Annotated in this window: 12 protein-coding genes; 2 read left to right on the forward strand and 10 right to left on the reverse strand. The window is 36.5% G+C overall.

Annotated features, from left to right (window positions below):
- The 3 genes from QVB70_RS08415 to QVB70_RS08425 form a co-directional block, all read right to left on the reverse strand.
- Positions 1 to 335: RRXRR domain-containing protein (locus tag QVB70_RS08415; protein WP_287585284.1), on the reverse strand; the 335-nt coding region annotated here is incomplete at its 3' end.
- Positions 336 to 376: 41 nt separating this feature from the next.
- Positions 377 to 565, reverse strand: coding sequence for a hypothetical protein (locus QVB70_RS08420; RefSeq protein WP_287585285.1), 189 nt, complete (start codon positions 563 to 565; stop codon positions 377 to 379).
- Between the two features lie 471 nt (positions 566 to 1,036).
- Positions 1,037 to 1,324: a hypothetical protein gene (locus QVB70_RS08425; protein WP_287585286.1), complete on the reverse strand. Its 288-nt coding sequence runs from the start codon at positions 1,322 to 1,324 to the stop codon at positions 1,037 to 1,039.
- Positions 1,325 to 1,533: 209 nt separating this feature from the next.
- Between QVB70_RS08425 and QVB70_RS08430 the strand changes: the two genes are divergently transcribed.
- Together QVB70_RS08430 and QVB70_RS08435 are read left to right on the forward strand one after the other, a co-directional pair.
- Positions 1,534 to 3,891: an N-6 DNA methylase gene (locus QVB70_RS08430; protein WP_287585287.1), complete on the forward strand. Its 2,358-nt coding sequence runs from the start codon at positions 1,534 to 1,536 to the stop codon at positions 3,889 to 3,891.
- A 509-nt stretch (positions 3,892 to 4,400) separates the two neighbouring features.
- A complete protein-coding gene (locus QVB70_RS08435) occupies positions 4,401 to 4,742 on the forward strand; it encodes a cupin domain-containing protein (protein WP_287585288.1) in 342 nt (113 codons plus the stop codon).
- A 122-nt stretch (positions 4,743 to 4,864) separates the two neighbouring features.
- On the opposite strand, the gene QVB70_RS08440 is transcribed toward QVB70_RS08435, so the two are convergent.
- The 7 genes from QVB70_RS08440 to QVB70_RS08470 all read right to left on the reverse strand — a co-directional run.
- Positions 4,865 to 5,557: a hypothetical protein gene (locus tag QVB70_RS08440; protein ID WP_287585289.1), complete on the reverse strand. Its 693-nt coding sequence runs from the start codon at positions 5,555 to 5,557 to the stop codon at positions 4,865 to 4,867.
- Between the two features lie 352 nt (positions 5,558 to 5,909).
- Positions 5,910 to 8,798: an ABC transporter permease gene (locus tag QVB70_RS08445; protein ID WP_287585290.1), complete on the reverse strand. Its 2,889-nt coding sequence runs from the start codon at positions 8,796 to 8,798 to the stop codon at positions 5,910 to 5,912.
- A 15-nt stretch (positions 8,799 to 8,813) separates the two neighbouring features.
- Complete coding sequence (locus tag QVB70_RS08450) at positions 8,814 to 9,530, reverse strand: ABC transporter ATP-binding protein (RefSeq protein ID WP_287585291.1); 717 nt, start codon at positions 9,528 to 9,530, stop codon at positions 8,814 to 8,816.
- A gap of 81 nt (positions 9,531 to 9,611) precedes the next feature.
- Positions 9,612 to 10,235: a winged helix-turn-helix domain-containing protein gene (locus tag QVB70_RS08455; protein WP_287585292.1), complete on the reverse strand. Its 624-nt coding sequence runs from the start codon at positions 10,233 to 10,235 to the stop codon at positions 9,612 to 9,614.
- 25 nt (positions 10,236 to 10,260) lie between these two features.
- Positions 10,261 to 11,172: a hypothetical protein gene (locus QVB70_RS08460; RefSeq protein ID WP_287585293.1), complete on the reverse strand. Its 912-nt coding sequence runs from the start codon at positions 11,170 to 11,172 to the stop codon at positions 10,261 to 10,263.
- 193 nt (positions 11,173 to 11,365) lie between these two features.
- The gene (locus QVB70_RS08465; protein ID WP_287585294.1) at positions 11,366 to 11,965 is read right to left on the reverse strand and encodes a helix-turn-helix domain-containing protein; all 600 of its coding nucleotides are present in this window, start codon (positions 11,963 to 11,965) and stop codon (positions 11,366 to 11,368) included.
- Between the two features lie 55 nt (positions 11,966 to 12,020).
- Positions 12,021 to 12,875, reverse strand: an 855-nt coding sequence (locus tag QVB70_RS08470; RefSeq protein WP_287585295.1) for a hypothetical protein, incomplete at its 5' end; no start/stop codon positions are given.

The raw sequence follows: 12,875 nt of genomic DNA on the forward strand, positions 1-12,875 counted from the left end.
GTACTAGGGGCTAACCAGCCTTCAGGTCGTGTTCGGTTATTAAAGCGAGGTGGTCGATACCCTAGTCTACCTCTACGAGTTTTGCGGTACCTCCGTTTTTCGTCTAGCTTGTTAGAGACGTCTTGTCGTAAGATTAACGTGCCGCTGATGACTTCTAATTTTTCGGTCTTGGCACTAAATCCGATGTTCGTATATCCGATGTCCACTCCGAGTGTAATCGGTTGTTTGGTTTCTCCGGTGGCATAGTTCAACTGAATGGTAAAAGGGCATCGCTGAACAACCTTTGCCTTGCCTTCGTGTAACAACTTCTTTCCTGTGCGTTGTGTGGTAGGCATGAGCGGTTGCCCCCTCATGTTTAATACATAGATAGGTACTCTCAAGTCCTATCGCCTCCTTTAACGTGCGTTAAAGTAGGTTGGTTCTTTTCGCCAAGGTTATCAGTCAGTACTGTATGATGATCACTGAGAGTTTCCTCTCTGTTTAAACCACCATTTACAGAGCAAGGGACTAGAGAAGCATCCCTTGGTGTGTTCTTGAACTCTGCTGATAACTCAGATACCGTCATGTTTTACCACGACCTCTCTCAGGCTAATCAACTAATTGCTCTTGCTCCTCACGGAACAAGCCCCATCCGTCAGGGTGGGGTAATTGACTTCACCTATCATTCTCTTAAACGATTTTTACAGAAACATGACATCCTTTTTCGTCATCAAAAAATAGTATAATACTGCTTTTTATTGCAAATCCTTCTATAAAAAAATACCTTATATGATCACGAATACCACTAAAATTAGTATACAACTTTGACGTTCAATATAATATAATATAATTGATAACTCATGCACGTAATAGAGGTTTAAAGAGTTTAAAAATTGGAAAAAGAGGAGAATATCGTAGTTGCACGAAATTTAACCTGCTGACCCTTCACCAGCTTATTTACTAAAGTTCAGCTCATAACGGATCAATTTAACTTCAAATATTGATATATTTGAGCACATACAGATTTCTTGATCTGAACGCAAACAAGTTTTTAGATCTATTTTCTGATGGTTATTTCCTCTGCATTATACCCCTCAGCTTCTAGAAGCTCTGGAAGATCATTACGCCAATCGCCTTGAAGTTCAATAATAAGTTCTTGATTAACTTCGGTTACTGTACCTCCGCAACCAAGCGTCTTTTTCAATTTTTTAGCTATTTGTTTGAGCTTACTTTTTGAAATTCCAAAACCAGAAAGGAGAGTGACCTTTTTCCCATATTTGCGTCTAACTATGCTAATTCTCAATGCCTGTTTTTCTTTATCTAATTCTGCTAGAATATCATCCATTTCAAAAGCTATTTTCGTTCACCTTGTTTCTTAGTATCAACCGCCTAAGGTCGAGTTTTGAACTCATATTTCTATATTTTGCCTTATAAGATTATCTTTTTTACGAGTCTACTCGCCAGTTAAGTTATAAGTCAAAATACGGTTTAGTTATCAGTATAGATGTTCAAATACCGTTTCTGTGATTCAAATCGTATTCGTGATGGAAGACTATGGACTCTATTGCAAAGGACAAAGTTTTAAAAATATTTGCTCTAAAAGAGGATTCTTCTTTTTACATTGTCGTTCAATCTTTGCTTGCTTTGTTTGAATATCATCTTTATGATTCAAAAAAACTTCAAATCATTTTTACTGAATGGAAACTGTATTCCAAAGGAAAACTACCCAAAATAATACCTCGCACATGGAAAAATATAATAAACGATGTGGGTTTGAAGAATGAAAGTACGCAAAAAACACTTTTTTGTATTGAAACCTTACTGGTTATGTTATTCAAATCCATTCTAGCGATTTTCTCACAGAAATACAAATTACCTTTTTCTCAAGCAGCTTTCGCTTCTAAAAAGCAATCTTTAACTGATATCGTGCAATTCATTTTCGAAATAGATACTCATCTTCTCTATAGTGAACCCTACGAAAAACAATTCGATTGGTGGTTTGAACCTTTTGAAAAATTCGAAAACGAAAAAGCCGTACCCGAAAGAATGTTATCTCATTTAGAGAAATTGAGAACTGGTTTAAGTAACATGATGAAGTTCTTAGAAGAAACATCTTTATCTCAAGAAACTGACATTTTTGGTGAACTTTATCAACATATAATAGATAGACAGATTCGAAAAAACTTAGGAGAGTTTTATACACCATTATCTGTAGTTAAAATTATTCTAGATAGTGTTGGTTATCTAAAAGGAAATCAACTGAACAAAAAGAAACTGTTAGATCCTTCATGTGGTAGTGGAGTTTTTCTAATAGAGGCTTTGAAACGATATATCTCAGATGTGACAGAAGATGCCGAATTATTCGGATGGTCTCAAGTTTTAGAGGAGTTATTCAATAGCTCAAAGATTTTAGGTCTCGATATCTATCCCTTTTCTTGTCTTATGACAAAACTAAGGTTTGTACTCGAATTATTGCCTTATTACAAAAAAGCTCTTCAAGAGAAACCATCATTCGTACTTCCTAAAACTCCGATATTCTGTTCTGATTTTCTGACCGAATCAGGACTTGACGACGATTCTTTTGATTACATCATAGGAAATCCCCCATACGTTGGTGTTACACAAATATCAAAAGAAAAGAGAGAGTCTTATCAGAAAAAATTTAGAACTGCAAAAGGACGTCTAAATCTATATGTTCTCTTTATAGAACGATCGATCGATCTTTTAAAATCTGATGGAATGCTTGGATTTCTTTTACCAACCGCTTTTATGGTTTATAGTGGATATGGGAGAGCATTGCGTGAATACATATTAGAAAAGTGTCGCATCAAAAAAATGATTAACCTCGCATTATATGAATCAGTATTTAAACAGGACGTTAGTGTAGGAATTTACATTTTTCAAAAGACAAAGACTAATAAAAAGGTCGATCCGATAACTTCAGTTGTTCTCAAGACAAACGATTTACACTCGTTAAGTTCTATACCCTCTCCTGAGAAAGAAACACCAAAACATATTGTAATGATGTTCCCCCAATCTTACTTTTTTATGACGCAAGAAAATATCTTTTCTCCATTTTTAGGCAAAAAATATTATTCGATTATTAAAAAGATGGAAGATGAGGTATCTTTATTGGGAGATGTCTTTAAGATTGAGCAATGCATACGAATTGGAAGCCCAGAGACGCGAAAATTAGTTCTAATCAGTGAAGAACAATACAAATCCTTGTCATCATTACAACAAAAACGCCATCGAAGAATTATTGATGGTTTAGATATAGATCGATACAGAATTAACTGGAGGCATATATATCTTAAATATAAGCCAGAAACAGATCATGAAAGGCTCTATCTATCCAAAAAACCGTCTATTTTTAATAGAAAAAAACTATTTTTCAGAAATACAAGCAAATTCCTAACAGTAGCCTATGATGGTGGGGATGATTCAAAACCAGACCATGCAAAGTTTTTTTACGCCCTCAATACACTTTATCTACTTTTTTTAAAGGACAAATACAATGATGATCGTGAGAGTCTTTTAACAAAATACGCCTTGGCCTATTTAAATTCCCCATTAGCCGAATTTTACTATCGAGCAATGTTTTGGGGATTAGTAATTCCTGGAGGAAGTATAAAATATAGGGAAATTCTGAGATATCTTCCCCTTAAATTACCAGAAACCTCAACAGAAGAAAATATCATTGATGAAATTGTAAAAAATGTTAACAAAATTCTTGAAGCTAACGCTAATGATTCTGATATCCAAAACCACCTAAAGAGAATTAATACATTATTATTTACGCTTTACGATCTTAATTCATTGGAAATTGAACGGATCTACAGATTTTTGACAGATTTCTGCCCATCTTGTCCTGCAGTAACTAAGTCAAAGAAAAAGTTATTAGAAAAATGATTTGCATCAAAAACTCTTGTTTTTCCTCGAAATTTAGAAAAATAAAAAAGAAATTGGTGAATTTTTCACATGTATTATTGTTTTAGATTTTAGCAGCTTGCTCCGCATTTGCAAGCAGTTGCTGTTTTCTTTCTGATCTTTTTCATAATAGTCACCAAAAAAACTATAATTTATTGTTTGTATCTATAAAGCGCTTTTTCTTTAAAAAGTTTTGTAAAACGCCACTTTTCAATATTACGGATTATAAGATTGCGTAATACTTAAGGTAGTTACATCTACAGACACGTTGGATATTACGCAATGATAAATCAGTAATACTCAAACCAAATTGAATGAAAAGTGAATGAATTTCGAAAACTGCCTTTGAATTGCTTCAGTAAATTGTTCTTTCAATTCGAAACAACAAGAGTGAACTACCTCCAGCTGTCGGAAGGGGATTTCCCGCCGATAAAGTTAAAAAGAAAATTTCTGATACTAAGGACACGTGAAATACTTATGGAGGGTATTGAATGAAATTATTCCACTGGACTGATGTTACAAAAGAAAAGGCAGAAGCAGGTGCAAAAGATACATACGTACGCTGGCTAATCACGAAAGAAAAAGACGGTGCAGAGAATTTTGCGATGCGATTATTTGAATTGGAACCTGGGGGCCATTCGCCATTTCATGACCATAGTTGGGAGCACGAAGTATTTATTTTAGAAGGCGATGGTACCGTTACGTTTCCTGACGGGACTGAAAAAACACTAAAACCTTGGGACATCGTCTGGGTTCCAGGGAACGAGAAACACAATTTCAAAGCTGGTGAAAAAGGGCTCAAATTCGTCTGTTTAATTCCATATCTTGAATAAAATTCCATCCATAGCCCTATTACTCTTTTTTATTCCTTCTTTAATTTTTAACATCTCGGTGAACTACCTCTCTTACGGATGGAGCATCCTGCCGATAAAGTTAAAGACGCACCTAGCAAAAATCAGTCACTAATAGCACTATTTTGCAATGAAATTAGTTTGTAACGAAGAAGGCGCTGCAATAGTGGAAACACTTCAAAAGAGGACGTTTTGAGGTCTTTTGAAAGTTCATCTAAAGAAGAATCACCCTCAATAAGTCGCGAAACAATCTCCTCTCTTAAATCCAAATTAATAAATGGGTAATAGTCGAGAAATCCTTGTTGATCAGATATATAAACAGGTTTCATAATTGCTTGTGTTTGAATGGTCTGCTTATTTTCATTCATTTCGTCTGTCTGCAAAACCGAATCAAGAAAGTTGTATAGTTCTTTGAATTCCTCTTCCATTATTTGACCTGTATTTCTAATTCGTTGAACTAAGCTTTTAATTCGTTGAACTAAAGGTTCGACCTCTTTAAAGAAAAACCATTCGAACTCTGATTCAACAAAAACGGAAATAGTTGTGGGTATCTGACTTTTTGTTCCATTTTCTTCATGTGGGTGCAGGAAATAGTAAACGAGGACTGTAAGTTCAGGAAATTGAAGTATTGATGCCCCTTCATAATCTATGGAAAGATCTAATGTCGTTAAAACCAGCGTTGATGATTTTATAATTATTTTATGAATTAGATTCTCCTCTAATGTCGAGGGGTAAATGTATAACGGCTTTAGGTCTCCTTTCAATTCAGAGTGTGTAAAGATAATCCCACGAGTCATTTCAGTCTATATCCTTAGTCAACTACTAATTTTATCAATTCTTCTTTTTCAATACATTGAAAAAGGCAACTACTGTTTTCTGTTATATATAACCTTCATCTGATTTTTAGATTTACTATAGGTACACTTCGAGCAACAGCAATTACAATAATGTTAATTTTATTAACTCGTGACTATTATATGTTACTGTTTCTATCATTATTACATGTTTATGATAAGTTGTGCGTCATTCTTCAATTCTCAAAATTCAATAAGATCATGTATAGCATATAATTCCAATACTTGGTACAAAGAGAGAGACAAATCTATAATATGGAAAAAAACTAATTAGAATAAAAAAAAGTAAAGAAAGTTACCGCATTCTAAGAATTTCAGCAGTATTTTTCTTCGAGATTATACGAGATGGAATCCATGCTCCAATAGCACCTATTATAATTGATGCAACGATCACTAATCCTAGTTCCAGCCAAGGGATATACAGCGGCAACGGTTGTTCAGTGAATATGGACTGTTGTGCAATTAACGAAAGTCCTGTGAAATATCCTACAAAAGTACCTGATAGGCCAGCTGCCATCGTCAGGATTATAGACTCAAACATAAAAATGTTTGTTATGTGTTTGCGTTTAAGTCCTACACTTTTCATGATTCCTATCTCCCTTATTGATTCTTGGATGGTCGTATAGCAACTAGCTGTGAGGCCAAATAGAGCAATAACCATACCAAATCCTAGTGCTATCGTAAAGAACAATTGGAGAGTAAGAAGACTTCGTTGCACCTCTTCTATTTCTTCCACAACGACTATGACGTTTAATCCTTCCCTTGCTGAATAAGATCGTCTAAGGTTAAGAGCGACACTTCTTGAAGCCTCAGAAGTAGTCGTTTGTATTAATAGTCTATCGACTGGTTCGACATAGTCTTCTAGTTCCCCGCTATGGGTTCTATCGATATCTTGTTCCTCATAGAGGTTAAAGATCAAAGCGTAAGTAGTTTGAGATACCAAAACGTCACTAAAACCTGACTCTCTCTCTTGAAAGCCCGAGAAGGCAGGCATATCACTAGCAAGCGCAACAACAGTAAGCTCAGTAGTTAAAACTTCTCTTCCTGTAGCTAGATTTCTAGTGGATTGAATGCGGACTTTGTCTCCAACATGAACCTGAAGTCTTTTTGCTGCACCTTCGGAGATAATTGTAGTATTTTCCACCTCATTAATTGTCTTAAAAGCTTGAACGTCCCCTTCTGTAAATCTGGCAATATCAAAGAACGTGACGTTAGGGAAATCAGCATCTACTGCATATACGCTAGCGCTTACATCTTCAAACATTATCAGGTCACCCATTCTAACCGTTGAAGACCCATTTGGATGATTTTCTGGACTTACTCGCGTAATAGCCACTACACCGTTTATCTCTTTAATCTTAGGGACAAGATCTGTATCGTTTATCCAGATTGGAATATCGCTTGTAGTACCGGGTCCAAATCCTCCGCCAAATCCTGCACCTCGCACTGAACTTGTGGTTGAGACAAGAGCTAAATCCGTTCCAACTTCAGCTCGTACAGCATCTATATTGTACAGTGTCTGTACCGTTAGCATCGTTGAAAGGAATAAAATGAATGCAATTGAAACACTGTACATAATAGCGGTTAATGTATTTCTTCTGCGGTGTTTTTTAAGATACATTGCGACAACGTCATTAATTCGGCGGGTAAACGGGCGAATTATTCGTACAAGTAACTTTTCTACGCTTGGAACTAAGCCACCAAGGCCAATCAGGTCAAATCCTAATAGCAAGGCAAGCATCATTCCAAGGAATAATGTACCGATCACAGACAGATCCATAGTAATAAAAGCTGTAGGAAATATGAAGAAAACAAATCCCGAGACACCTGAAATAATAAACCCATATGTAATTAACTTCGAACTGACGCCCCTCTCTCTTACTACACGTTGATAGGTAGGGGTTCCCCGCATAGGCGTAAGGGAATCGACAATGTTAACCCGAGTGACTTTCATCGCGGGATAAATGGAACTAATTAGACCTACTGCAATTCCTGCGACTATACTCATTGCTATGGTCGTGGGTGTGACAATAATCTGCAATGTTACAGATCCTACCAGAAATTGAAGACCTCCCGCCGTTAATAGATAGAGAAGTCCTAAACTCAACAGAAATCCAAGAACGACTCCGACAACTGTACCTAAAACAGCTATTATCACCGCTTCCAATATGACAAGTCGATATATGTGCTTCTTCTTTGCTCCGATAGCCATAAATAGACCAAAATCATGCGTCTTCTCTTCAACCGAGATTGTTAAAAGACTGTACATTAGCACACAAGAAATGACCAGTGAGATTACTGCTACCATTCCAAGGATGATTCTAATAAAGACCCCTTGTTGATCGAGCTGCTGCAATTCTTCAGTAATCGGTAATTCCACGTTGTATTCAATACCCACTGCGTCTTGTATTCGTGTTCCCAATTTTACAATCCTTGAAACTGTCGCGTCAATTTCACGAATATCGTATAGGAAATCTCTGTTTTCAAAAACACCTACTAATTCAGTAACGTATTTTGAAGATCTTAATAGATCTCTCGCACTCCATAATCCGCATATCATTGCATTATTATCAGAATCTGCCAAACGATTTTCATCTTCGATGATTGCACTGACTTCAAAAAATTGCCCTTTTCGGCCGCCAGCATCTTTGTTCCACTCCACTGGATTAAATCTAATTTTATCCCCGACTTCTACACTTAGAAGATCAGCTGTTCTTCGCTGTATAAACACCTTTTTGCCTACCAGGTCGAACTCACCCTCAATTATGCGAATTTGTCCAATTCCAAGTTCTTGTTCTCTATCAAAATCCATACCGATCAGTTCAAGGTCGATTTCTAATTGTTCTGTACCTTTCTTAATTACTTCAACCTCTACGAGTGCCCTAAGGCGAGGTGAAACACCCTGAACGCCATCCACACTTTCCGCAAGTGAACGTGGCTTTGCTTCTAGGAATATAGCGTCCTCGAAACCCGGATTTACTTTGTCATACGTGTTTCGAGTAATCATAAAGTCGATAATGCCTTCGTTTTGTTCAGCCTGGTCAATGTAAGAATAACTGTATGAATCAACTGTCGCATTCATACCTGTAAGCAACGCAACTGAGACAATAATACCTAATATACCCAGAATAGTACGGGCTTTTTTACGACGCATTCCAGTGAACAAGTATCGCAAATAACTCATTGTTATATCCTCTTACTAGTTAGTTTTTTTGGTCTTGTTATTGATTTCTTCATTTAGAACTTTTCCATCGAGCATATTAATTACACGATCTGCATAGGTGGCCATTTCGGGGTCGTGAGTGACCATAACTAATGTTTCACCCTTGTCATGAATCGAGGCGAGTAGTTCCATGACCATCTGCCCATTTTTGGAGTCAAGATCACCAGTTGGCTCATCCAAGAAGAGAATCGGTGGATCGTTTGCAAGAGCTCTGGCAACAGCAATTCGTTGTTGCTCTCCTCCACTCAATTCGGAGGGTAGATGTTTTGCACGGGCTTTAAGACCTACCATTCGTAATAATTCTAAAGCTCGCTCTTGTCTTTTCTTTTTGGGCATCTTCAGGAAAGTCATAGGCATTTCTACGTTTTCTAATGCGGTCAATAATTCAAATAACTGAAATGTCTGAAAAACAAGGCCAATTTTACGTAAACGGATCTCAGCTAATTCATCGTCACTAAGTGCGGCGATATTTCGCCCTTCAATGAAAATGTCTCCCATTGTTGGCGTGTCTATAGCGGCTAAACAGTTTATCAAAGTCGATTTTCCCGAGCCACTAGGACCCATGATTGCTATAAATTCGCCTTTTTTAACTTCTAAATCTATGCCACGAACCGCCTGTACGGCAAGTGAACCTGAGACGTATGTTTTGTGAAGGTTGATTGTCTTTACCATCGTCGAATTTTCTTTATTCAACTTTTTCTACCTCTTTTGGAGTGGAGTTTTTGAAAGATATTTATTAGCAAATAAATCTTTCTAATCCAACACCTTTTTACTTCATGAACTTTCATGCATTTTTAGGAAATCTAACAATTTTTCTCGTAACATAACGTATTCTTCATTTTGGTTTAGGAGATAAAGGGTCATGAGCGAGAAGGCGTCTTTTATTATCGAAGGATCTTTATTTTTTAAGAGTTCAGGATTTTTTGATGAAATCTCTTCTTTTAGTTTATTTTCAAGGTTGATGAATTCTTTTATATGCTCTGCTGCTTCGACGTAATTTTCAGGATCAATATTGATATTATAAGCTTTTAACGTGTCTATTAAACCTGTTACACGGCTTTCAAGCCATTGAGTAACATCTCTATGAGTCTCATCTTTGCCTGTTAATACACTAAAATCAACTCTAAAATCTCTGGCTACGGCGCGGTAAAACTTCATAACTATATTTTTTTCAATTTCTTGGCGTGTTTCTTCAACTAGTCCTGCCTCCTGCAAGACTTTTATATGATGGTATACCGTACCAGGGTTAATCTTCTCTCCTGTCATCTCTATCAACATTTTTGTCAATTGTTGCACCGTATATTCTTGGACAATAAGAAGCTGCAGTATTTTCGATCTCCAGCTAGAGAGGAGTGCTTTCAAAACTTCTATATTTCTCAAAACCATAAGTTGTTTCAACTTGTTTCTACTCCTACGAACTTTTTTAGAACAGACTAATTGGTGACTCCTCTTCTGAAACCTGTTTCTTCTTTGGGATTCTGCAATTGTAGTAAAGCTTTGTGAAGGTGATTGACATCATCGGGAACAGCACAAAAAGGAAACAAACGAAGGCTATCACTGCTAGAATAGCTGGAGTGAATACAGGTATGAATCTATGTGTCAAAATAGCGTTTCTGGTCGTTAATGCCAAGGTTGGGCTAAGAAGTAAGAAGTATAGTATAGTAAAAAATCCAAGCACTCCCAAGACCATTTTTGGATCTTCTCGTAAGAAATTTAAGCTTGTTTTAATTGATTCAATAGCATTTGACTCATCAATGACAGCAGCAGGTATTGAGATAACAAATGGAGCTAGTAGGAAAAATATAATTATAAAAACGATAATAGTAAGACCTCTTAAAAGTTCAAAGTTTGTGCCTACACCCAAGAAGAGGCGTATCAGTGTCAATGGGACAACGATTAGGATTGCGATTACGAGACCAACTCCTATAAAACTTAAGCCTTGTTTTTTTAAATAATAGAGCGCGTTTTCTGCCCTAGTATCTTCGAATTCAATTAGTTCTTTTCCCAGTCCACAGAAACTTCCCATAACGACGCTATTGAAGGTTATACCGATTATTGCCATTATTGAAACTAATATTGGGTTTAAGAAGGCTGGCGAAGTTTCTCTCACGATTCCAAGATAATTCGCTGTAGCCATCGTGGGAACTAATAAGATTGCCAAAGCAAAAAACAACAAAATCTCTGACAGAATGAAGCTTAACCATCCTTGTTTCCAAATTCTAAAGCCTTCTTTTAGCAACTCTGTTATTGAGGTCGTTGCCATATCATCAATAACCTCCATGAAGTCTTCTAGTAAGATTTGTTTACATTCGATTTTCAAAAAAAGTGTTTGCACGCTAGTACACTGTCTTAATCCTTTCTAATGCTGTCTTCTCACTAATCTTTTAATCTCCATTTTTTTTAATTATTTATAAATAATTCATACGTTTGAAATAAATCAAACGTACAATGAACATCAATATATAAAAATCTTTTTATGAAAAAAAGATAAAAAATCTAGTTTTCGGTAAAAACAGTGCTGAAATCTTTCAGGTTTTTTCATATTTCCTTAGAAAAGAGATCAGTTTTTCTCGCGCATTGATTAAATCATTGTCTTGATTTTGATGATACATTTCCATGAGGGATGAAATATCTTCACGTATGGAGGGTGCAATATTATTCAATAGTTCAGGACTCGTAGGTGAGATCTCTTCCTTTATCTTGTTTTCGAGGTTAACTAACTCTGTTAAATACTTTACAGCATCAGGAAATTTTTCTTTTGGGATTACAATATTATACGCTTGCAAACCAGTAATTATGCTTTCTACACGGCTCTTGACCCATTTGGTAACCTCTTCATCAGCCTCGTCAGTAATTATACTAAAATCAACCTTGAACTGCCTCGCTACCGCACGGTAAAACCGCATCATGATATTCTTTTCCATTTCTGTACGCGTTTCTTCAACGAGTCCAGCGTCCTGTAAACCTTTTACATGATAATATGCTGAGCCGGCAGATGTTTCTAACTTATTTGCCAATTGTTGAACTGCAAGTTCTTCGTTGATAAGAAGTTGTAAGATCTTCGATCGGATCGGTGATATAAGTGATTTCAGAACTTCCTTATCTCTTACAACCATAGTTTGTTGCATTTCAGGTTTCACCTAAGTCGCTTTTTTGTATTGGATCGTTTGCAAAATATCTTCGTTAAAGTAGCCTTATTGGCAGATCTTCTTCAGAAACCTCCTCCTTTTCTGGGAGTTTGTAATCATAGTAAAATTTTGTAAACGTGACGCACATTACCGGGAGAATCACAAAAATACAAACAAAGAATGCTATAACAGCAAATGTGCCAAGAACACCGGCTAATATCACAGCAAAGGGTGTTTGAACAAATCCGATTATTAAACCTATGATAGGAAGCGCAAGTAAAGCAACGAAAATTACAATAAATGACGCTAGCAATACTGATATTGTCTTAGGATTCTTTCTGAAAGCGTGAAAACTGGTTTTTATTGATTCAATTGGCCCTATATCCTCTATAAGGCATGCTGGTATCGAGAGGGCGAAAGGAACGAAGAGGAAAAAGGCAACAATAAACGATAAAATGCTAACTGCAATACCTGCCCACAGATTTAATGAGAGAGCAGGTAAGATGTTTATGAAGGCGAAGGTGATACCTACAACCATAAACGGTCCAATAACTACAGCTCCGATTATGATACCTATCGCAGCAAATCTTAAACCAAAACTTTTAATGTAGTGCAGAGTGTTTTCGGCTCGGGTATCTTCGATCTCGATGAGTTCTTTTCCTAGACCGCACATCGTTCCGATAACAATGAAATTAAATGCGATGCCAAAAACTGTTACCGTAAAAGCTGTTATCGCTACTGAAATCAAACTTTCTTCAAAATAAACTCCAATACCCGCAATACCCGCAATGCCAAAACTCACTGGGATCAATACGATTATAAAAACAAATGATAGCAAAATTACAGCAAGTATGAAGCTTAACCATCCTTTTCTCCAGATCTTGAATCCTTCTTTTATCCGTCCAATAAC

The sequence above is a fragment of the Candidatus Borrarchaeum sp. genome (assembly GCF_019058535.1).
GTDB lineage: Archaea > Asgardarchaeota > Sifarchaeia > Borrarchaeales > Borrarchaeaceae > Borrarchaeum > Borrarchaeum weybense.